Source organism: Gordonia sp. IITR100 (genome assembly GCF_002009645.1).
In the GTDB taxonomy this organism is placed as follows: domain Bacteria; phylum Actinomycetota; class Actinomycetes; order Mycobacteriales; family Mycobacteriaceae; genus Gordonia; species Gordonia hongkongensis.
In genome coordinates this window covers 27,394-48,920 of sequence record NZ_MVKV01000019.1, presented here as the reverse complement: position 1 = coordinate 48,920, position 21,527 = coordinate 27,394, and the positions used below count along the sequence as shown (strand labels likewise).

Below are 21,527 nucleotides of genomic sequence, written 5' to 3'. Positions count from 1 at the left end.
AGCAGAAACACTACGGGGTGGACACGGCCTCGCGCTCGGATTGGAGTTCGGCGACCGACGCGTCGATCCGCGCCCGCGAGAACTCGTTGATGTCGAGACCCTCGACGATCTGCCACCGGCCGTCGATCGAGCGCACCGGAAACGAGCACACGAGTCCCTCGGGGACTCCATAGGCTCCCGGGGACGGCAGCGCCACCGACGTCCAGTCGTCGGGCGGTGTCCCGAGCACCCAGTCGTGGACATGGTCGATGGTGGCGTTCGCCGCCGAGGCCGCCGACGACGATCCGCGAGCCTCGATGATCGCGGTGCCACGGCGGGCGACGGTCGGGATGAAGTCGTCGACGAGCCAGTCACGGTCGGCGGCGATGTCCGCGCCGCTTCGGTTGCCGACCCGGGCGTGGAAGATGTCGGGGTACTGCGTGGCGGAGTGGTTGCCCCACACCGTGACCCGGCTGATCTCGGCGACGCTCGCGCCGGTCCGGCGAGCGAGCTGGGCAATCGCGCGGTTGTGGTCCAACCGGGTCAGCGCGGTGAACCGTTCAGGCGGGACCTCGGGTGCGTTCGCGGCGGCGACCGCCGCATTGGTGTTGGCGGGATTCCCTACGACGATCACCCGGATGTCATCCGCGGCAACGTCGTTGATGACCGACCCCTGGGCGGCGAAGATGTCGGAGTTGGCGGCGAGAAGATCGGCGCGCTCCATTCCCTTGGTGCGGGGTCGCGCCCCGACGAGCAGGCCGAAGCTCGCGCCGTCGAACGCCTTGCGCGGATCGTCGAGGACGTCGACGGACTTCAGGAGGGGGAACGCGCCGTCGTCGAGTTCCATCGCGGTGCCCACTGCGCCGGAGACCGCCTGCGGCAACTCGAGAAGGCGCAGGGCGATGGGCTGATCCTTGCCGAGCATCGCCCCGGCGGCGATCCGGAAGACGCTGGCGTACCCGATGCTGCCGGCCGCGCCGGTCACGGTCACGGTGACCGGTCGGCGGTTCACGAGGGCTTCTCGGTGAGCAGGACCTGCGCCGCGGGGCCGACGAGGACGAGCGCGTGGCCCACCGAATACCAGGTCAGCGGTTCCTTGGTGAACGTGGTCACCCAGGCGTCGGCGCCGGCGTGCGGACCGGGGCAGGCCATCATCGTCGAGGCGAGGGAGCCGAGACGCAACAGTGAGTCGTCGACGCGGAGATCCCCGATGTGCCGGTTGCAACCGGCCGACAGCGCGATCCGATTGGCGGCCGGGAAACTGATCTCCAGGGGTCCACCGCCGGGGATCTGTTCACCGGTCACCGCGGTCGAGGTGTAGGTCTTGCCGACGAAGCCGGGGGCGGGGGGAGCGGCGACCGCGGACCCGGGGCCGACGAGCATCGTGCCGACCGCGGCGATCACCGCGCTGAGCAGTAAGGCCATGCGTAAGCTGATGCGGTGTTCGCGGGCCGGGGATCGGTCGCGCGCGGGTAGACGTCCCGCCTCGGATTGACGTCGCTGCGCCGGTTGACGGCGTTCGCCGGAGCTCACGCGCACAACGGTAGCCGACCGGACAGGGGTATGGATATGACGAATGTGGGCACCATGGTCCCGGTGACGTGTCGGACTGAATACCTGACCGGTCGCCACCACCGCTCGGCCACCGCAGCCTGGGTTCTCATGGTCGTCGCGATGATCGCGCTCGTGACCCTCAACATCGCCGGCGTCGACGGTCTGATCACGTCGGCGGTGGTCGGTGGGGCCATCGTGGCATCGCTGCTCGGAGCGGCCTACGGCCGGCTCGGCGAACGAGGCGCCGTCCTGCTCACCGTCGACGACGACACGGTCTACTTCGGCAACGAGGACCGCACACTCGTCGGGTACCCGCTCTCGTCGCTGGTGACGGTCGCGGTGGGAGGTCCGGCGGACTCCACCTCGGACATGGCCGGCGACCGTGCCCGGCACCTGACGGTGATCGGCCAGAAGTACCTCAAACTCACCTTCGCGACCCGGGACGGAAAACCGGTGCCGGCCGATCGGAGTCCGGGCGAGACCCGAGACGATCCCGATGCCGCGTCGGAGACGGAGTTCTGGCGGGTCGCCGTCGTCGAAGGAGACCCGGCGGTCGCGGAGATCCTGGCCCGACTCCGCCGGCACGCGCCCGAACGCATCGCCACGAAGAAGAAGGGCGCCCCGACCCCGGCCGGGTCGCGGGCGGCAGCGGCGAGTGCCCCGCCGGACGAACCGGTCGACCTGACCCGACCCGCATCCGGCGGGCCCCGGATCGCCGACGCGGGCTCTGACGAAGCTGCGCAACGGTTGTGGGAGGAAGCGACGCGTCGGCACGACGAGGTCCTCGGCGCCTACGGAACATACGAACTCGATCCCGCCATGCTGCTGAGGTATCCGGCCGTGACCGACGTGACGGTCGAACAGACGCAGACCTTCCATCTCGCGCTCGACGAGGCGATGGCTCTGCGGACCGACGACTACCCGGACAACCGCTCGCGCGCCGACGCCTACCAGCAGTCCGTCGCCAGACTGCGGCGGGCCTGGATCGCCTGCGAGAAGAACGGCCGGCGGGTGGGCGCAAGCTACCTGGAGCAGACCGATCAGGACGACCTCGATCGCGCGCTCAAGCTCTACAACCACGCCGCCGCCAGCAGCACGCCGGCCGAGCAGGCGACGTACTACGGCCGCGTCCGCGACATCGTCACCACGATGACCGATCGCGGGGTGCTGCATCCGCCCGAAGCGGCGGTGGCCGAACTGCAGGCCGTCACGCGGAGGGCGCTGGAAGCGGGGACGCCGAAGGTGTGAGGCCGGCCAGTGTGGTCGCGCCGGCCGGCTCCGGTGTCAGTACCGGCCTTCCTTGATGAAGCGTCCGTCCAACGAATAGACCGCCTCGGCGTCGTCGGTGTTGGCGATGTCTATGCGGATGACGAACTCCGGAGCCTCGTCGATGCGGTTGCGTTCGACCTCGACGCCCACCGCATCGCGGTCGTACTCCGGGACCGACGCACGTCTCATCAAGTCGGCCCTGACCTGGTCGAGGGTGTCTGCCGAGATGCTGTCGAAGCGGAAGCCTTCGCTTCGGTAACGGCCTTCGCTGACAGAGGCCACCGGGAATTCGCCGGGCGCGACGGCGACTTCGCCGCCACGGTCGCCGAGCCGGTACCGGACCAGGACCCCGCCAGAGTTCTGGATGATGCTCGCTGTGACCGGGGACACACCGTCCGCTGTCCCCTGGATGATGAACTCCTCGATGACGGGTGCGTCCAGAGGGACACGCGCAGCCGCCAGTTCACGTCGTGCCAGTTCAAACGACTTGGCGAAGTCCGCGGGGTCGAAGAACTCGGCGACGGTGCCGTCGGGTGTCGCCTGGACAACGTAATCATCGACGACGCCCTCGTCGGGTTCGATGGTCCCGGTGATCAATACCGGACCGTCCGGTCCGCGCCGTTCGATGACCACCTTGTCCAGTTCCGGTTCGGTGGAGTACGGCCGGACCGCCGCCACCATCGGGTCGGCGAGTGAGCCAAGCGTGTTCGGGTCGATGGCCGCGGCGTCGAAGGTCTTGTTCGCTCTTTCGGTGTTGGGCACGACTGACGAATTCGAGTACCCGTCACCGATGTTGATCGTCCTGGCACGGCCGGTAGTGGGATCGAAGACGCGCGCAGAGGCCGACGGAGAGCCGATCTCGTAGTCGAGTTGCAGCACGTTGTGTACGCCCTGCGGGCCCGCGTATTCAGCGATTGCGTCCAGCATCCGCCGATGGTGATCGGCGAGAGTCGCCGCGTTGTCTTCGTCGGCCTCGTCGTCGGAATCAATCGCGGAATCGAACCCGGAGAGCGACGGCCCCTCGACGTGCCACCCGCCGGCGACACCGAACAGCAAGGCGCCGGCCACGAGCAGGGTGACCGCGGGATAGACGAGCGCCCAGCGGCCGGGCTGGTCGTCGAATTCGGGGGTCTCCGGCTGGTCGCGGGGCGGGAGAGCATCCGGCGGCAGTGTCGTGAACGGGGTGTCGGTCAGCGACTGGAAATTCCCCTTGGTCATCGAGGTGATCCAGCGCGCCCGGTACGCGGTGTCGTTCGGTGGGTTGATCGTCGCGGTGACCATGGTCGGTTGCGAGTCGTCGGCGGTGAGGCTGCTGCGGGTGAGCGCCTCGACCTCCACCTGCGGGGCGTCCGGCGACGTGGCGCGCCGGAACTCCGGCAGTTCCGACACCCGGGAAGCGCGGGGACTGACCGCGATGCCGGCGAAGACCAGGGGGATCCCGAAGAACAGCGCGACCCACCAGTCGTTGAATGCACCGAGGCCGACCCCGACCGCGATGAGCGACCCGGCGATCGTCGCGCGCAGGAGACGGAGTCGAACCCTGGTCCGGCGAGTCCTGGTCATGGGCCGTCCTTAGTCCTCGAGCCGAATCGGGTGGACTGATCATAATGTCGGCGCCCTCGGTCGACCAGCGGCCGCGTACCGTTGTTGCTGACCTGACCGCCCGGAGGGGGTGGGTCGCGACGGAACCGGGAACGATCAGGAGAAATGTTTCGGTGGGAAAGCTGAGCAACAGCATGTGGCGCCTTCTGGGCGCCCAGTCGACTCGCAACCAGTCGAAGTCGTTGGGTGTGATCAAGGACGCCGAAGCCCACACCGACTGGGCCGCCGAACTCGCCGACGACGCGTTCGGCGCGGAGGCCGAGAAGCTCGACATCGCCGAGAAGCCCGCGGACCGCGCGAAGTTCCTCGCCCTGGTCCGTGAAGCCGCCGACCGCACCATCGATCTGCGGCCCTTCGATGTCCAGTTGCAGGGCGCCCTCCGTCTCCTTGAGGGCGACATCGTCGAGATGGCCACCGGTGAGGGCAAGACGCTCGCCGGCGCCATCGCCGCGATCGGCCATGTGCTGCAGGGACATCAGGTCCACGTGATCTCGGTCAACGACTACCTGGCGACCCGCGACGCGGAGTGGATGAAGCCGCTGTTCGACGTCTTCGGCATCACCGTCCACGCGGTCTCGGAGAACTCGAGCCGCGAGGAACGGCGACGCGCCTACACCGGGGACGTCACCTACGGGTCGGTCAACGAGATCGGCTTCGACGTCCTCCGTGATCAGCTCGCCCTGTCCGAAGCGGACCTCGTCTCGCCGACACCCGACGTGGCCATCATCGACGAGGCGGATTCGGTGCTCGTCGACGAGGCGCTCGTGCCGCTGGTGCTCGCCGGTTCGACCGAGACCGAGGTACCGGACGCGGCGATCCACGACGTCGTGTCGCGGATGAAGAACAAGCACTACGAGGTCGACGCGGAGGGCCGCAACGTCACCCTGACCGACGAGGGTGCGGTGTTCGTCGAGGAAGAACTCGGCGGCATCGACCTCTACAGCGAGGAACACGTCGGCACGACGCTCGTACACGTCAGCATCGCCATGCACGCCCACTATCTCCTCGAACGCGACATCCACTACATCGTCCGCGACGGCGGCGTGCACCTCATCAACGCCTCGCGCGGCCGCGTCGCGCAGCTCCAGCGCTGGCCCGACGGGGTCCAGGCCGCGGTCGAGCTCAAGGAAGGGCTGACCCAGACCGATTCGGGAGAGGTCATCGACACCATCACGGTGCAGGCCCTGATCGGCCGCTACCCGAAGGTCTGCGGCATGACCGGCACCGCGCTCGCCGCCGGCGAGCAGTTCCGCCAGTTCTACGAACTGCGCGTCTCGCAGATCCCGCCGAACACCCCCAACGTCCGGACCGACCTGCCCGACCGGGTCTACGACACCAAGGCCAACAAGGTCGAGGCGATCGTCGCCTACGTCAAGGAGATCCACGAGACCGGACAACCCGTCCTCATCGGTACCCACGACGTGGCCGAGTCCGAGGAACTCGCGTACTTCCTCGACAAGGCCGGGGTGTCGTCGGTCGTGCTCAACGCGAAGAACGACGCCGAAGAGGCGAAGATCATCGCCGAGGCCGGCGCCCGGGACGCCGTCACCGTGTCCACCCAGATGGCCGGACGGGGCACCGACATCCGCCTGGGCGGTTCGAAGGACGACGCGGACGCCCACGACGAGGTCATCGAACTCGGCGGGTTGTGCGTCGTCGGCACGGGCCGCCACGACACCGAACGTCTCGACAGTCAGCTGCGCGGACGCGCGGGGCGTCAGGGCGATCCCGGTACGTCGGTGTTCTTCTCCAGCCTCGAGGACCCGGTCGTCACCAAGAACCTCGCGTTCAAACGAGATCCCGTGTCGCCCAACGAGGACGGTTCGATGGGCAGCAAGGGTGTCGACCTCATCGAGCAGGCCCAGCGGATCGCCGAGGGCGTGATGCTCGAACTCCACGCGAACACCTGGCGTTACAACAAGCTGGTCAATCAGCAGCGGGATATCATCGTCGAACGTCGTATGCAGATCCTGACCACCGACGCCGCGCTCGAAGAGCTGGCGGATCTGGAACCGGACCGCTACGCGCAGTTGACCGGGAGCACGACGACGGTGGAGACCACCACCGATGAGGCCGACGCCGAGACGGCCGCGACCGATCACGAGGCCGCCCCCGCCGTCACGCCGGTGCCACGCGAAGTGCTGACACAGGCCGCGCGCGAGATCGTGCTCTACCACCTCGACCGCGCCTGGGCCGACCATCTCGCGTTCGTCTCCGACGTCCGCGCCAGCATCCACCTCCGGTCACTGGGCAAGGAGAGCCCGCTGGACGAGTTCCACCGGCTGATCCTCGCCGAGTTCGCCGATCTGCCCGGTACGGCACTCGCGAAGGCGCGTGAGACGTTCCGGGAGGCCGACATCACCCCCGACGGCGTCGACCTCGGGTCGGCGGATCTGCACCGGTCGACGACCACCTGGACCTACATGGTCCACGACAACCTGTTCTCCTCGGGCGGAGCGAAAACCTTGCAGGGCATCATCGGGATCTTCCGGTGACCGAGCCGGAGGCGGCGACCACGCCGGCTCCGGACCGGATCGTCACGGTCCCGAACGCGTTGAGCGTGCTTCGGCTCGCACTCATCCCGGTGTTCGTGTGGCTGCTCCTCGTCGAGGAGGCGGACGGCTGGGCCTTCGCCGTCCTCATGTTCTCGGGCTTCTCCGATTGGGCCGACGGCAAGATCGCGCGGCTCCTCGACCAGTCTTCGAAGATCGGCGCGCTGCTCGACCCGGCCGCCGACCGGCTCTACATCGTGATCATCCCGATCGCGTTCGGCATCCGGGAGTTCCTGCCGTGGTGGCTGATCGGTGTGATCATCGCGCGCGACGTCCTGCTGTTCGCGTCCGCTCCACTGTTGCGATCGCGGGGCGTGCTGGCGCTCCCGGTGCTCTACATCGGCAAGGCGGGGACCTTCGCGTTGATGAGCGCATTCCCGTGGCTTCTTGCCGGACAGCTCGATTCGATCGTGGGGACCATCGCCTACCCGATCGGCTGGGCTTTCATGATCTGGGGCGTCGGACTGTATCTGTGGTCCTTCGTCCTGTACTGGTATCAGACGATCCTGGTGATGCGGCTCATGCCGCCGCGTCACCCGGCAGGCGACTCGGCAGACAGTAGAGTCTGACGAGGACGAAAGGGGTTCGCGTGACCGACAGCAAAGTGCCAGAGACCTTGCGCTACACCGCGGAGCACGAGTGGATCGAGCGACTCGGGCCGACGACGGTGCGCGTCGGGATCACCGACTACGCCCAGGACGCCCTCGGCGACGTGGTGTTCGTCCAGCTACCCGAGAGCGGTGCGGAGGTGACCGTCGGCGAGTCGTTCGCCGAGGTCGAGTCGACGAAGAGTGTCTCGGACATCTTCGGGCCGCTCGCAGGCACGGTGTCGGCGGTGAACGACGCCCTCGACGCCTCGCCGGAACTGGTCAATTCGGACCCGTACGGCGAGGGGTGGCTGGTCGAGATCGAGGCGGCAGACGAGGCGACCCTCGACGAACACCTGGGTGAGGTACTCGACGCCGCGGGGTACCGCGCCGTCATCGAGGGGTGAGTTCTCTCGGCCGTGAACGGCCGGAGCCCCGATCGACCCAGCTGATCGCCTCCGGAACGATATGATCGTCGATGCCGGAGTCGACTCGCGCGCCGGTGGGATCGGCAGGACCGGTACGGTTACGGCAGTGGGAACGAGGCGCGACGTGACACCGATGCTCACGATCTCGCGCCGAGAACTACCCGGCCGCACAAGTCATGTAGATTCGACCGGCCATCGTGGCGAGAGCCGACGGGCACCGTCCCAGGCGATGCCGGCGGTTCCGAGAACGAGGTTGGCGACTGTGCGGTCGGCACTGACGACGACGAAGGAGAAGTGGTGAGCGAAAACGACAGGGACTTCGAGGCGCCGGTGGAGACCACATCGGTGTTCCGGGAGGAGTTCATCAATGAACTCGATGCCGGGACCAGCACCTCGAGTGAGCCGGCCGACACGGGGGTCGAACGACTCGCTCCCGGGACCGCGCTGCTTGTCGTGAAGCGAGGACCCAATGCGGGGTCGCGGTTCCTCCTCGATCAGCCGACGACCTCGGCCGGCCGGCACCCCGACAGCGACATCTTCCTCGACGACGTGACCGTCAGCCGTCGTCACGCCGAGTTCCGTCTCGGCGACAACGACTTTCAGGTCGTCGACGTGGGCAGCCTCAACGGTACGTACGTCAACCGCGAGCCGGTCGACACCGCGTCGCTGAGCAATGGCGACGAGGTTCAGATCGGCAAGTTCCGTCTGGTGTTCCTCAGCGGTCCGCGCGACGAAGCAGACGCCTGACACCCGTGACGGCGTCCACGGCCCCCCGCGGCGAAGGATCGATGTCGATCGGCACGGTTCTCGCCCAATTGCGTGATGACTTCCCGGACATCACGATCTCGAAGATCCGATTCTTGGAGTCGGAGGGTCTGGTGACCCCGGAGCGGGCTCCGTCGGGGTATCGGCGGTTCAGTCAGGCCGACTGCGAACGGCTGCGGTTCGTGCTGACCGCGCAGCGGGACCGGTATCTCCCGCTGAAGGTGATCAAGGAACAGCTCGACGCGATCGACAACGGCAACGGCGGTTTCGGTCCCGGCGGAACGCGCGTGCTGTCCGCGGCCCGCGGGACCGTGGCGCCGGCCACCGACTTCGGTGCGCGCGCCGGACGCGTCTCCCGGGAGTCGCTGATCGAACGCACCGGGGTGGATTCGGCGTTCGTCACCGAACTCCAGCGCAACGGCCTGTTGACCGCCGGGCCCGCCGGGTTCTTCGACGAGGACGCCGTACGGCTCGTCGAGGCGGCCGCGGCCCTGGCCAGTTACGGCCTGGAGACGCGTCATCTCCGGGCGTTCAAGGTGTCCGCAGATCGCGAGGCGGGCCTCGTCGCCCAGATCGCCAACCCGATCGCCAAGGGCAAGGGCACCGGTGCGCGCGACCGTGCCGAGGAACTCGTGCGCGAGATCGCGGCCTTGTCGGTGACGCTGCACACGCAGTTGGTCAAGGCGGCCGTCAAGGGTGCGCTGGACTGAGATCGCGGTGCGCGCGTGCGGCCGCCGCACCGGACTGAACAGCGACGATCCGCCGAGGGCATCCGCTGAGGGGATCCGCTGGGGCGCCGCGAGTCGGCCGCCGCTGTCCGCTCAGTCGGTGTAGCGTCGAGGTCACTGAATCGAGCGCCGTACAAGGCGTCTGGGAGGTGCGAGATGAGCGAGATGCGTGTGGTGGGCATCAGGGTCGAACCCCCGCAGAGTCAGCCGGTGTTGTTGCTGCGCGAGGTCGAGGGCGAACGCTACCTGCCGATCTGGATCGGGCAGAGTGAAGCTGCGTCGATTGCGCTGCGGCAGAAGGGGATCGAGCCTCCTCGTCCGTTGACCCACGATTTGATCGTGAACCTCATCAAGGAGTTCGGGCAGACCCTCGTCGAGGTCCGGATCGTCGACATGCAGGAGGGCACCTTCTACGCCGAGATGATCTTCACCGGCGATCTGCGGGTGTCGGCGCGGCCGTCGGATTCGATCGCGGTCGCGATGCGTGCCGAGGTGCCGATCATCGCCGACGAAGAGGTTCTCGCCGAGGCGGGGTTGCTGATCCCGGACGAGGACTCCGACGAGTCCGCCGAGGTGCAGCCCGAAGAGGTCAAAGAGGACGAGGTCGAGAAGTTCAAGGAGTTCCTCGACAACGTGTCCCCGGACGACTTCAAGGCAAGCGGCGCCTGACCGGTTCGTGGAATCCGTCGACGAACGTGTTCGCCGACCGGAACCGAAACTCAGATCACGGAATCGACACCGCCCGATCACCATTTGTCTTGATCTCAAGTTGAGGTTGAGTGTCGTGGCGAGTCGCGTTGATCCACCGTCCTCCGCCGCATAGCGTCATCAGCGACATCGAGCACCGGACACGGGCCGATGAAGATGATCGGCCGACCGGAAACAGCCTGGACCGCGTACTGTGGACGTGGACGTCAGGCACCGTGGTGCGGCGTCCGATCCGAGCTTTGCGAGGGAGTCAGAAGTGGGCGATCGTCCGGTCGACAGCGAAACGACGTCGAGCGACCAGTCACCCGATCGTCCGGTGGGCGAGCGTCCCGACGCCGTCCCGACCCAGGGCAGTCTCGGCGACATCGCCCCGGGCCTCTTCCCGGACGACACGGTGCCCGACGAGCTCGTCGGCTACCGGGTGCCGAGCGCCTGCCAGATCGCCGGGATCACCTACCGCCAGCTCGACTACTGGGCCCGCACCTCGCTGGTCGTCCCGTCGATCCGTGGAGCGGCTGGTTCCGGAAGCCAGCGCCTGTACTCGTTCAAGGACATCCTCGTCCTCAAGATCGTCAAGCGTCTGCTCGACACCGGGATCTCCCTGCAGAACATCCGCGTCGCCGTCGACCACCTCCGTCAGCGCGGTGTCGAGGACCTCGCGAAGATCACCCTGTTCTCGGACGGTACGACCGTGTACGAGTGCACCTCGGCCGAAGAGGTCGTCGACCTCCTGCAGGGCGGGCAGGGCGTGTTCGGCATCGCCGTCAGCGGCGCGATGCGCGAACTCACCGGCACCATCGCCGACTTCCCCGGCGAGCGGGCCGACGGCGGTGTCAGTGAGACCGCACCCGAGGACGAACTCGCTGCGCGACGCAAGAACCGCGCCCGTCGCACCGGGTAGTCGAGACTCCGCGTAGACTGGCCCCGCGTCGCTACGCTGCGGGAGAGCGCCGTCGGATACTCATCGCCGGCGGCCGCCGAAGGAGCAACACCTCTCCGTCAAACTCTCAGGCACCCAGGACCGCGGTGGTGACGACGTCTCTGGAAAGTGACGATCCGTCGTCCGCCCACGGTGAAAGGCGATCGCGCAGAGTTGCGCAGCGCCGAATCTCTCAGGCGTCACATCGGCTGTGGCCGAAGACATGACAGAGGGGGAGGGTCAGCAGCCGGTCCGTGTACCGGCGCCTGCGAGAGGTTGCCCGCCACCGTGTCCACCACTGAAGCGACCCCGTCCGACGCCCCAGAAGGATCCAGCCCAGACGGATCCAGCCCGGACCCCACACGGGCCGCTCCCCAGCTGTCGGCCGCCTTCGTCGACCGCCATGTCGGTCCGGACGCCGACGAGACCAGGCGCATGCTCGAGGCCATCGGCGCGTCGTCCCTCGACGATCTGGCGCACCGCGTCATCCCGGCGGTCATCGCCGACGAACTCGATTCCGACGTCCTGGGGGCGTTGCCCGCACCGCTGAGCGAGAGCGCGGTCCTCGCACAACTCGGTGACCTCGCAGCCCGTAACACCGTGGCCCGGTCGATGATCGGGCTCGGCTACTACGGAACCCACACGCCCGGCGTCATCCTGCGCAACGTGCTGGAGAACCCCGCCTGGTACACCGCGTACACGCCGTATCAGCCGGAGATCAGCCAGGGACGTCTCGAGGCGCTGCTGAATTTCCAGACCATGGTCGCCGACCTCACCGGCATGGAGGTGGCCAATGCCTCCATGCTCGACGAGGCCACCGCGGCCGCCGAGGCGATGACGCTGATGCGTCGCGCGGGCAAGTCGAAGTCGAACCGCGTGATCGTCGACGCGGACCTGTTCCCGCAGACGCGTGCCGTCCTCGACACGCGCGCCGAGCCCCTGGGCATCGAGGTCGTCGAGGCCTCGTTGCACCCCGATCTGCCCGGATGCGGACTGCCGGACGGCGACTTCTTCGGCGTGATCCTCCAGGTGCCCGGCGCATCGGGTCGCATCATCGACGCCACCGCGATCGTCGACGCCGCGCACGAGCGCGGCGCTCTCGTCGCGACCGGTGCCGATCTCCTGGCGATGACACTGGTCACGCCGCCCGGCGAGCAGGGAGCCGACGTCTGCTTCGGCACGACGCAACGCTTCGGTGTGCCGATGGGCTTCGGCGGACCGCACGCGGGTTACCTCGCCGTCGGGTCGAAGCACGCCCGACAGCTTCCCGGGCGGCTCGTCGGCATCTCCAAGGATGCCGACGGCAACCTGGCCTACCGACTCGCGCTGCAGACCCGCGAACAGCACATCCGCCGGGAGAAGGCCACGAGCAACATCTGCACCGCGCAAGTGCTGCTGGCGGTGATGGCCGCCATGTACGCCTCGTACCACGGGGCGGACGGCCTGCGTGCCATCGCACGACGCACCCACGACGCAGCGGCCCGGATCGCCGACTCGATCGCCGCGGGCGGGTTCTCGGTGGCACACGCGAACTTCTTCGACACCGTCGAGGTGCACGCACCCGGTCAAGCCGACACGATCCTCGCCCGCGCCCGCCACGACGGGATCAACCTGCGACGCGTCGACGCCGACACCATCGGCATCGCCTGTGACGAGACGACGACCGACGCCGACATCGATGCCGTCCTGCGGGCCTTCGACGTCGCCGGCATCACCCCGCGGGCACTCGCGCAGCCGATCGAGAATCGCACCAGCGAGTACCTGACCCACCCGGCGTTCAACCGGTACCGCACCGAGACCGCGATGCTGCGCTACCTGCGGGCCCTGTCGGACAAGGACATCGCGCTCGACCGCAGCATGATCCCGCTCGGGTCGTGCACGATGAAACTCAATGCCACCACCGAGATGGAACCCATCACGTGGCCCGGCTTCGCCCAGCTGCACCCCTTCGCCCCGGCCGACGACACCGCGGGCATCCGCGAGCTGATCACCACGCTCGAGGGCTGGCTCGTGGCGGTCACCGGTTACGACCGCGTCAGCCTCCAGCCCAACGCGGGTTCACAGGGCGAGTTCGCAGGACTGCTCGCGATCCGCGGCTACCACCTCAGCCGCGGCGACGTCGACCGGGATGTCTGCCTCATCCCGTCGAGCGCCCACGGCACCAATGCCGCGTCGGCCGTCATGGCCGGAATGCGCGTCGTGGTGGTCGGGTGCCGCGAGAACGGCGACGTCGACCTCGACGATCTGCGCGCCAAGATCGCGGCAAACGAAGGCCGGGTCGCGGCGATCATGATCACGTACCCGTCGACGCACGGCGTCTTCGAGCACGACGTCCGCGACGTCTGCGGCGCGGTGCACGACGCCGGCGGCCAGGTCTACGTGGACGGCGCCAACCTCAACGCGCTCGTCGGTGTCGCACGGCCGGGTCATTTCGGCGGTGACGTCAGCCATCTCAACCTGCACAAGACGTTCTGCATCCCGCACGGCGGCGGCGGGCCCGGCGTCGGACCCGTCGCGGTCCGGGAGCATCTGGCCCCGTTCCTCCCCGGACACCCGCTCGCCGACGAGCTGCCCGGGTCGGCCACGATCGCCGCGGCCCCGTACGGCTCGGCGGCGATCCTGCCGATCACCTATGCCTACATCGCGATGATGGGCGCAGACGGTCTCCGGCGGGCGACGCTCACGGCGATCACCGCCGCCAACTACGTCGCCAAGCGGCTCGGTGAGCACTATCCGGTGCTCTACACCGGCGAGGACGGCTTCGTCGCCCACGAGTGCATCCTCGACCTCCGGGCCATCACCAAGGCCACCGGCGTCACCGTCGACGACGTGGCAAAACGACTCGCCGACTACGGTTTTCACGCACCGACCATGAGTTTCCCGGTGGCCGGCACGCTGATGGTCGAGCCCACCGAGAGCGAGAACCTCGACGAGATCGACGCGTTCTGCGATGCGATGATCGCCATCCGCGGCGAGATCGAACTCGTCGGACGAGGGGAGTGGCCCGCCGAGGACAATCCGCTCCGCGGCGCCCCGCACACGGCCGAGTCGCTCGTCGGCGAGTGGGACCACCCGTACTCGCGGGAAGTCGCCGTCTACCCGCAGGGACTGCCGTCCGCAGGCGGCCGGGCGAAGGTGTGGCCGGCCGTCCGGCGGATCGACGGGGTGTACGGCGACCGCAACCTGGTGTGCAGCTGCCCGCCGATCGAGGCCTACAGCAGCTGACTTCTTCATCGTCTTAAGCTCCTCACCTGTTCGTTGAGCAGGTGAGGAGCGCAGCCACGAACCGTGTCGAAACGACCCGTCCTCGCGAGCTCTAACCCCCCGCGCTTCCCGACGGCACCGAGGGCGGCGTGGAGCTCGCCGGAACGCTGGCCGGCCCGTAGACGAGCCGGTTGATGGCGACGATCGCGCCGTTCTCGGGTGTCGGCATCGGATCGGGCGTGCGCGGGAACGTCACGGTCGGGGTCGGGGAGGGCATCGGGGCGTCGCCGCGGAAACCGAGCTCGGTGAGCAACTGCAACTGCTCGGGCTCCGAGGCGAACTGGATGAACTCGGCGACGGCATCGGCTGCCGACTCGGAGACCTCGGGACCCGACATCCGGATGACGGGGTAGTCGGCGATCGGCGTCGGACCCGACGGGATGAGTTCGGCCAGGCGTGCGCGGTCGTCCTCGCGGGTCATCTGGAACAGGCGTTGTTCGGTGATGGGCACGACGTGGATCTCCGCTCGGGCCGCGTCCGGTGCGTCGGCGATGGCCGTTGCCGCGCCCTGGGGTGTCCCGTCCGGGGAGAGCGGCGCGCCCTCCAGCATGGCGCGGACACTGGAACTGACCCGCGGCGACTCGGCGTCGGCGGTGGTCAGCGGTCCGGTGGTCCGGGTGACGCGTGTCGCGACCGCCTGGGCGGCCAGCGCGCTGGCGTCGGACTGTGCGCCGATAGGCATCGCCATGCGCAACGATCCCCAACCCTGGAGTCCGAAGTCGGCGAGTGAGTTGTCGCGGCGCTGCAGGGTGGGGAACTGCGACCAGTCGAGACTGCCGGCCAGGGAGCTGTTGAGCTCGGGGGACACCGCCAGCACGACCGGCGTCGAGACCAGCGATCGGGTGTTGCCCTCGATCGCATCGGGTTTCGCCGCCGCCAGATCTGCCGACCACACCGATGACTGCGGCACCCAGGCGGCCGGGTACGCGCCCATCGACTCGGTGTCCCACGACCCCGACAGACCGTCGAGGGTGATCTTCGCGTCGCCCGGCCGGACGTCGACGCTGACGCATTTGTCGCGCACGACTGGGTTCGTCTCGCCGAAGTTGCGGGCGACGGCCGCAAGTCCCGGCGCGATATCCGCATCGGCGACGATCGGTACCGACTCACGACCCTCGACGCACTGCGCGGCGGCCTCCTCGGCCTGGCGATCGATCTGATCGCCGAGGTCCTGCCAGATGACGACGACGGCCGCGACGAGCAGGATCGACAAGAGTGCGGCGACGACACCTCGGCTCACGCCGCGGCTTCGGATGCTCTCCCCGCCGCTACTCCGGTGATGTGCCAACGCCGATGCCCTCCCTGCTCGGTGCGTCCCTCGCCCGGTCGGCCGTGGCGAGCCGGTGCGCAGTGCAGGGTACGACGATACGCCGTGCCGATCCTCGGCGGTTCGGCACGGTCGTATCGCCTACGTGGAACCCGGTGCTCAGCCGGCCGGGTTGGCCGCCTTGTACTCGCGGCGACGGCGGTGCAGGATCGGCTCGGTGTAGCCGCTCGGCTGCGTCGTACCCTCGAGGATCAGCTCCTTGGCCGCCTGGAAGGCGATGTTGGAGTCGAAGTCCGGCGCCAGGGGGCGGTAGGTCGGGTCACCGGCGTTCTGCCGGTCGACGACCGGGGCCATCCGCTCGAGCGATGCGACGACGTCGGACTCCGCCACGATGCCGTGGCGCAGCCAGTTCGCCAGCAGCTGGCTCGAGATCCGAAGCGTCGCACGGTCTTCCATGAGAGCGACGTCGTGGATGTCGGGGACCTTGGAGCAACCGACACCCTGGTCGATCCATCGCACCACGTAACCGAGGATGGACTGGCAGTTGTTGTCGAGTTCCTGCTGCTTCTCCTCGTCGGACCAGTCCGTCTTCGGCGCGAGCGGGATGGTGAGGACGTCCTCGACCCGGGCGGGATCGCGCTTGGCGATCTCGTCCTGGCGCTCGAAGACGTCGACGAGGTGGTAGTGCAGCGCGTGCAGTGTCGCAGCCGTCGGCGAGGGGACCCACGCGGTCGTGGCGCCGGCCTTCGGATGCCCGATCTTCTGCTCGAGCATGTCGGCCATCAGGTCGGGCATGGCCCACATGCCCTTGCCGATCTGCGCCTTGTGCTGCAGGCCCGCGTGCAAGCCGGTGTCGACGTTGAAGTTCTCGTACGCGCCGATCCAGGTCTGCTGTTTCATCTCGGCCTTGCGGACCATCGGCCCGGCCTCCATGGACGTGTGGATCTCGTCGCCGGTGCGGTCGAGGAAGCCGGTGTTGATGAACACGACGCGCTGCTCGGCCGCCTTGATGCAGGCCTTGAGGTTCACCGTGGTGCGGCGCTCCTCGTCCATGATCCCGACCTTGAGCGTGTTCTCGGGCAGGCCGAGGACCTTCTCCACACGGCCGAACAGTTCGACGGTGAAGGCGACCTCGTCCGGGCCGTGCATCTTCGGCTTCACGATGTAGACCGATCCGGTCCGCGAGTTCTGTAGACCCTCTGCTTGCGATCCATTCGGCCCGCTCGCTTCGCTCCCGGCGCCGCTCAAACCGTGGATGCCGATCAGTGACGTGATCAGACCGTCGAGGATGCCCTCGGGGACCTCGTTGCCGTCAGCGTCGAGAATCGCGTCGTTGGTCATCAGGTGGCCCACGTTGCGGACGAACAGCAGCGAACGCCCGTGCAGGTCGAAGGTGGTGCCGTCCGGCGCGGTGTACTCGCGGTTGCCGTTGAGCACGCGCGTGAAGGTCTTGCCGCCCTTGGTGACATCTTCGGACAGGTCGCCCTTGTTGAGGCCCAGCCAGTTCCGGTACCCGACGACCTTGTCTTCGGCGTCGACCGCAGCGACCGAGTCCTCGAAGTCCATGATCGTGGTGATCGCGGATTCGACGACGACGTCCTTGATTCCGGCCGGGTCGGTGGACCCGATGGGCGAGGACGGATCGATCTCGATGTCGAGGTGAAGGCCGTTGTTACGCAGCAGGATCGAGGTCGGCGAAGCCGCGTCGCCGCGGTAGCCGACGAACGCGGTCGGGTCGGCCAGGGTGGAGGTCTTGTCGCTGTCCAGCGTCACCTGCAGCGCGCCGTCGGTGACGGCGAACGCCCGCACATCGGTGTAGCTGCACTGTTCGAGCGGCACGGCCTGGTCGAGGAAGTCCTTGGCGTAGGCGATGACCTTGTCACCGCGCACCTTGTTGTACGACGAACCCTTCTCCGCGCCGTCGGCCTCGGAGATCGCGTCGGTGCCGTAGAGCGCGTCGTACAGCGAACCCCAGCGGGCGTTCGAGGCGTTCAGCGCGAACCGCGCGTTGAGGATCGGGACCACGAGCTGCGGGCCCGCGGTGTCGGCGATCTCGCGGTCGACGTTCGACGTGGTGATCTGGAAGTCGGCGGGGACCTCAGCGAGGTAGCCGATCTCGGTCAGGAACGACTTGTAGGAGTCGAAGTCGGCGCTGCCGGGGGTGAGGTCGGCGTCCTTGTGATCGCGGTGCCAGGCGTCGAGCTTGGTCTGCAGGTCGTCGCGGACGCCGAGCAGTTCGCGGTTGCGCGGGGCGAGATCGGCGATGACCGAGGCCGCACCGGCCCAGAAGGCGTCCGCATCTACACCGGTACCGGGCAACGCCTCGTTGTTGATGAAGTCGTGCAGGACGGTAGCGACCTGCAACCCGTTGACGGTGATCCGGTCAGACATGGCAGCCTTTCTCGAGCGAATGACGACGCATACATGCTACTCGTCGGTAACGGCGGACGGCAGGCGCCTCCCGCCGGGCACGGTCGCGAGGTCCGCGAGCTCCGTACAGATGGTGAGCAACCGCGTCCGCAGGGTCATTCCCCGTTCGGCGATCGCCGACTGCTCGCGCACGTAGTCGGCCCTGCCGGCGGCTGTCTCGATGCGGACCGGCTCGTAACCGAGGTCGCTGAGATCGTAGGGACTGGCGCGCATGTCGAGGTCGCGGGCTCGGAGTGCCAGCGCGAAGCAGTCGAGCGTCAGGTCCGACGGCACGAGCGGCGCGAGGGTGAAGCAGTACCGGTAGAGGTCCATCGTCGCGTGCAGGCAACCCGGTTGTTCGTGCGCGATCTGCGTCACCCGGCTCAACGTGGTGTCGTTGCGCGGACGCGCCGGGTCGGTGAAGAACCGGTAGGCATCGAAGTGGGTGCACCGCAGCGGCATCGACTCGACGACCGCGTCGGTGCCCGCGGACCCCAATCGCAGCGGCAGGTCGTGCCGGGTGTCGTCGGTGCGGTAGACCATCGCCCACTCGTGCAGGCCGAAACAGCCGAGCCGAGCGGGTCGTCGGGCGGTGGCGCCGAGCATGTCCACGGCGGCGGCGAGCGCTTCGCCGCGGTGCCGGAGATAGGCGTCGCCGACGCTCACACCGGCGGCGGTCTGCTCGTAGCCACGCAGGCCGAGGAACTCGTCGCCGTCCTCGATCGTCACACCGAACCCGGGATGCCAGCGCAGCACGTGCGCCGGACGTGACGAGTAGTAGGTGAACAAGAAGTCGATCACCGGGTGACGGGCGCCGCGACGCCGGGCGTCGAGGTAGGGGCCGATCAGCTCCTCCACCGCCCGCCGATGGGCGTCGCGGCGTGCTCGCCACTCGTCGGCGTCCAGGACCTGCGCCGCCAGGTCGAGATCCGGATGTTCCAGTTGCGCGGTCATCGTGGTCACACCCGGTGTGTCTCGTCGCGGACGTTGCCGACGAACTCCTCCACCAGGTCGGCGAGCGGGACGATGCCGATGGTGCGGCCGCTGTCGTCGACCACCGCGCCCAGATGCGAACTGGTCCGCCGCAGCACTCCCGTGGCCTCGTCGAGGGGCGTCGTCGAATCGATGACCGGCAGCGGCCGGATCTTGTCGACGCCGATGATGGTGTCCGGTCCGACGTGCTCGTCGAGGATCTCGTCGAGTACGTCCTTGAGGTGCAGATAGCCGGTGAAGGTGCCGTCGGGTCCGCGGACGGGGAACCGGGAGAACCCCGTCTCGCCGACCGCTTTCTCCACGGCACCCAGCGTCGGTCCGATGCCGCCGGAACCGGACACCTGCACACCGACACTGCGCATCTGGTCCAGCGGGATCATCACCTCCGACACCGTGCGGCCGATGGATTGCAGGGCGCGGGTCAGTCGTTCGTGCTCCTCGGCGTCGATGAGGCCTTCCTGCTTGGACTCGCCGACCATCTCGGCCAGCTCGCCCAGCGACACCGTGGACTCGAGTTCGTCCTTCGGTTCCACTCGGAGGAGCCGCAGGGAGATGTTTGCCAGCCAGTTGTAGAACGCGATCAACGGCCGGACCAGACGGATGAAGAGCAGATGTGCCGGCACGAGGAGCATCGCGGACGACTCCGGGCCGGCCAGCGCGATGTTCTTCGGCACCATCTCACCCAGCAGGATGTGCAGCACCACGACCAGCGACAGCGCGATGGCGAACGAGATCGGGTGGAGAAGGGCATCGGGAACGTGCGCCAGGTGCAGCGGCGCCTCGATGAGATGCGCGACCGCGGGCTCGCCGACCCGGCCGAGCAGGATCGAGCAGATCGTGATGCCGAGCTGCGCACCGGCCAGCATCAGCGACAGCCGTTCGCCGGCGTGGATGACGGTCCTCGCGCGGCTCTTGCCGCTCTCGGCGAGGGCTTCGAGGCGGTCGCGTCGAGCCGAGATCAGGGAGAACTCGGCACCCACGAAGAACGCGTTGCCGGCCAGGAGGACGACGGCCAGCCCGACCGCCCACAGATCACCGCCCATGCGGGTCCTCCTGGATGTTCGACGGTTCGCCGTTTCGTTCGGAAGCGGCGGAGAGGTCTCGGTCCGCGTGAGCCGCCCGGACCTGATCCGCGGGAGCCGGCCGGATGGCGACCACGTCGACCCGGCGTCCGTCCATCTGGGTGACGGTCGCACGCCAGGTGACGTCGGGGCCGCGGTCGGGCGACTGGGCGGTGTCGTCGTCGGTCTCGCCGACGGCCGAGCGTCGTGGGAGGTCCACCTCGTCGTCGACGGTGGGAATGCGTCCCAGGCAGTACATGACGAGTCCACCCAGCGTGTCGTAGGGCCCTTCGGGGGCGTGGTAGCCGACGGCGTCGTACAGCTCGTCGATGCGCAGCAGTCCGGCACAGAGGTAACCGTTGCCGTCGACCGCGACGTCGGCGCGTTCGTCGTCGTGTTCGTCGGTGACGTCGCCGAGGATCTCCTCGATGAGGTCTTCGGTGGTGACGATGCCGGCGGTCCCGCCGTATTCGTCGATCACGACGCACAGCTCCATCCCGTCGGCGCGGATGCGTTCCATCAGCGCGTCACCGTCGAGGCTGGCCGGCACACGTGGCACCGGCCGGGCGATCGAGGTGACCGAGGTGGTGGCCTGTCGCTCGGGCGGAACGGTGAAGGCCTGTTTGATGTGCACGACCCCGACGAGGTCGTCGAGGTCGCCGTCGATGACGACCGGGAAACGGGAATGCCCGGTGCGCGACGACGCCATGACGAGGTCGCGGACGGAGTCGGCGCGGTCGAGACAATCGATGGTCACGCGGGGGGTCATCAGGTCCTCGGCGGTCAGTTCGCCGAAGCGCAGCGAGCGGTCGACGAGGGTCGCCGTCTGCTGGTCGAGGGCACCGCGGCGCGCCGAGTTACGGACGAGCGAGACGAGTTCCTGGGGCGACCGCGCGGAGGCCAGCTCGTCGGTCGGTTCGATGCCGAGACGGCGGACGATCCAGTTCGCCGTGCCGTTCAATCCGTTGATGGCCCAGCGGAAGACCGCGGAGAACACGGTCATCGGGCCGGCGGTGGCCCGCGCCACCGCGAGCGGCTTGGCGATCGCGAGGTTCTTCGGGATGAGCTCGCCGAGCACCATCGACAGGGAGGTCGCGATCACCAGCGCGAGGATGAGCGAGGTCGCCGAGGCCACCGACTCGCCGACGCCGAGTGCGGTCAGCGGCGGCCGGAGGATCCGGGCGAGGACCGGTTCGGCGATGTAGCCGGTGATGAGGGTCGTGATCGTGATGCCCAGCTGCGCGCCCGACAGCTGGAACGACAGGGTGGAGTGCGCGCGCTGGACCATCCGAGAACGACGGTCCGCGCGATCGGCCACGTCGGCGGTGATCGTCGACCGCTCCAACGCGGTGAGGGAGAACTCGGCCGCCACGAACAGCGCCGTCCCGAGCGTCAGCGCGATGAATCCGACGAGACTCGCGACCAGGAGCAGGATCTCCACG

The 21,527-nt window shown here is 68.2% G+C and carries 17 protein-coding genes and 1 riboswitch; of the genes, 9 read left to right on the top strand and 8 right to left on the bottom strand.

What is annotated here, in order from left to right:
• Positions 1 to 10 precede the first annotated feature (10 nt).
• Both B1818_RS20315 and B1818_RS20310 read right to left on the bottom strand, forming a co-directional pair.
• Positions 11 to 991 (bottom strand): malate dehydrogenase, encoded by a 981-nt coding sequence (locus B1818_RS20315; RefSeq protein WP_058253181.1) that lies wholly within the window; start codon positions 989 to 991, stop codon positions 11 to 13.
• Entirely contained in the window at positions 988 to 1,404 is a 417-nt protein-coding gene (locus tag B1818_RS20310) for an META domain-containing protein (protein WP_058253182.1), read from the bottom strand. Before B1818_RS20310 ends, B1818_RS20315 begins: the two co-directional genes overlap by 4 nt.
• A gap of 162 nt (positions 1,405 to 1,566) precedes the next feature.
• On the opposite strand from B1818_RS20310, the gene B1818_RS20305 reads away from it, so the two are divergent.
• On the top strand, positions 1,567 to 2,781 hold the full coding sequence (locus B1818_RS20305) for a hypothetical protein (protein ID WP_078113829.1): 1,215 nt from the start codon (positions 1,567 to 1,569) through the stop codon (positions 2,779 to 2,781).
• Between the two features lie 36 nt (positions 2,782 to 2,817).
• Here the strand turns inward: B1818_RS20305 and B1818_RS20300 are convergent, their stop codons facing one another.
• Positions 2,818 to 4,365, bottom strand: a complete 1,548-nt coding sequence (locus B1818_RS20300; RefSeq protein ID WP_078113811.1) for a hypothetical protein — start codon at positions 4,363 to 4,365, stop codon at positions 2,818 to 2,820.
• 152 nt (positions 4,366 to 4,517) lie between these two features.
• Here B1818_RS20300 and secA2 point away from each other — a divergent pair, with 152 nt between their 5' ends.
• From secA2 to gcvP, 8 genes are all read left to right on the top strand, one after another.
• A complete protein-coding gene (gene secA2, locus B1818_RS20295) occupies positions 4,518 to 6,899 on the top strand; it encodes an accessory Sec system translocase SecA2 (RefSeq protein ID WP_078113810.1) in 2,382 nt (793 codons plus the stop codon).
• Positions 6,896 to 7,525 carry a CDP-alcohol phosphatidyltransferase family protein gene (locus B1818_RS20290; protein ID WP_065629840.1) on the top strand — a complete coding sequence of 210 codons (630 nt, stop codon included), beginning with the start codon at positions 6,896 to 6,898 and terminating at the stop codon, positions 7,523 to 7,525. The genes secA2 and B1818_RS20290 overlap by 4 nt, the downstream gene beginning before the upstream one ends.
• 20 nt (positions 7,526 to 7,545) lie before the next feature.
• Positions 7,546 to 7,950: a glycine cleavage system protein GcvH gene (gene gcvH / locus B1818_RS20285; protein WP_055475392.1), complete on the top strand. Its 405-nt coding sequence runs from the start codon at positions 7,546 to 7,548 to the stop codon at positions 7,948 to 7,950.
• A 315-nt stretch (positions 7,951 to 8,265) separates the two neighbouring features.
• Entirely contained in the window at positions 8,266 to 8,718 is a 453-nt protein-coding gene (gene garA / locus B1818_RS20280) for a glycogen accumulation regulator GarA (RefSeq protein ID WP_055475393.1), read from the top strand.
• 41 nt (positions 8,719 to 8,759) lie between these two features.
• Entirely contained in the window at positions 8,760 to 9,446 is a 687-nt protein-coding gene (locus tag B1818_RS20275; RefSeq protein WP_055475436.1) for a MerR family transcriptional regulator, read from the top strand.
• A 174-nt stretch (positions 9,447 to 9,620) separates the two neighbouring features.
• Positions 9,621 to 10,133 carry a bifunctional nuclease family protein gene (locus B1818_RS20270; protein ID WP_055475394.1) on the top strand — a complete coding sequence of 171 codons (513 nt, stop codon included), beginning with the start codon at positions 9,621 to 9,623 and terminating at the stop codon, positions 10,131 to 10,133.
• A gap of 295 nt (positions 10,134 to 10,428) precedes the next feature.
• Positions 10,429 to 11,073, top strand: coding sequence for a MerR family transcriptional regulator (locus B1818_RS20265; RefSeq protein WP_065629841.1), 645 nt, complete (start codon positions 10,429 to 10,431; stop codon positions 11,071 to 11,073).
• A gap of 29 nt (positions 11,074 to 11,102) precedes the next feature.
• Positions 11,103 to 11,206: riboswitch (glycine riboswitch) on the top strand.
• A gap of 263 nt (positions 11,207 to 11,469) precedes the next feature.
• On the top strand, positions 11,470 to 14,316 hold the full coding sequence (gene gcvP, locus B1818_RS20260; protein ID WP_139363060.1) for an aminomethyl-transferring glycine dehydrogenase: 2,847 nt from the start codon (positions 11,470 to 11,472) through the stop codon (positions 14,314 to 14,316).
• Between the two features lie 91 nt (positions 14,317 to 14,407).
• Here gcvP and B1818_RS20255 read toward each other — a convergent pair whose 3' ends face one another.
• The 5 genes from B1818_RS20255 to B1818_RS20235 form a co-directional block, all read right to left on the bottom strand.
• Positions 14,408 to 15,643 carry a substrate-binding domain-containing protein gene (locus B1818_RS20255; protein ID WP_078113808.1) on the bottom strand — a complete coding sequence of 412 codons (1,236 nt, stop codon included), beginning with the start codon at positions 15,641 to 15,643 and terminating at the stop codon, positions 14,408 to 14,410.
• Positions 15,644 to 15,781: 138 nt separating this feature from the next.
• Complete coding sequence (locus B1818_RS20250) at positions 15,782 to 18,013, bottom strand: malate synthase G (protein ID WP_078113807.1); 2,232 nt, start codon at positions 18,011 to 18,013, stop codon at positions 15,782 to 15,784.
• A 36-nt stretch (positions 18,014 to 18,049) separates the two neighbouring features.
• A complete protein-coding gene (locus B1818_RS20245; RefSeq protein WP_078113828.1) occupies positions 18,050 to 18,985 on the bottom strand; it encodes a 3-methyladenine DNA glycosylase in 936 nt (311 codons plus the stop codon).
• 5 nt (positions 18,986 to 18,990) lie between these two features.
• Positions 18,991 to 20,067 carry a hemolysin family protein gene (locus B1818_RS20240; protein WP_078113806.1) on the bottom strand — a complete coding sequence of 359 codons (1,077 nt, stop codon included), beginning with the start codon at positions 20,065 to 20,067 and terminating at the stop codon, positions 18,991 to 18,993.
• On the bottom strand, positions 20,057 to 21,526 hold the full coding sequence (locus B1818_RS20235; RefSeq protein WP_078113805.1) for a hemolysin family protein: 1,470 nt from the start codon (positions 21,524 to 21,526) through the stop codon (positions 20,057 to 20,059). Before B1818_RS20235 ends, B1818_RS20240 begins: the two co-directional genes overlap by 11 nt.
• Position 21,527 lies beyond the last annotated feature (1 nt).

Excerpts from the sequence above, each read along its gene's own strand:
- B1818_RS20310 (WP_058253182.1), bottom strand. The coding sequence starts at position 1,404 with ATGGCCTTACTGCTCAGCGCGGTGATCGCCGCGGTCGGCACGATGCTC.
- B1818_RS20250 (WP_078113807.1), bottom strand. The coding sequence starts at position 18,013 with ATGTCTGACCGGATCACCGTCAACGGGTTGCAGGTCGCTACCGTCCTG.
- B1818_RS20240 (WP_078113806.1), bottom strand. The coding sequence starts at position 20,067 with ATGGGCGGTGATCTGTGGGCGGTCGGGCTGGCCGTCGTCCTCCTGGCC.
- B1818_RS20245 (WP_078113828.1), bottom strand. The coding sequence starts at position 18,985 with ATGACCGCGCAACTGGAACATCCGGATCTCGACCTGGCGGCGCAGGTC.
- B1818_RS20305 (WP_078113829.1), top strand. The coding sequence starts at position 1,567 with ATGGTCCCGGTGACGTGTCGGACTGAATACCTGACCGGTCGCCACCAC.
- B1818_RS20270 (WP_055475394.1), top strand. The coding sequence starts at position 9,621 with ATGAGCGAGATGCGTGTGGTGGGCATCAGGGTCGAACCCCCGCAGAGT.
- B1818_RS20300 (WP_078113811.1), bottom strand. The coding sequence starts at position 4,365 with ATGACCAGGACTCGCCGGACCAGGGTTCGACTCCGTCTCCTGCGCGCG.
- B1818_RS20275 (WP_055475436.1), top strand. The coding sequence starts at position 8,760 with ATGTCGATCGGCACGGTTCTCGCCCAATTGCGTGATGACTTCCCGGAC.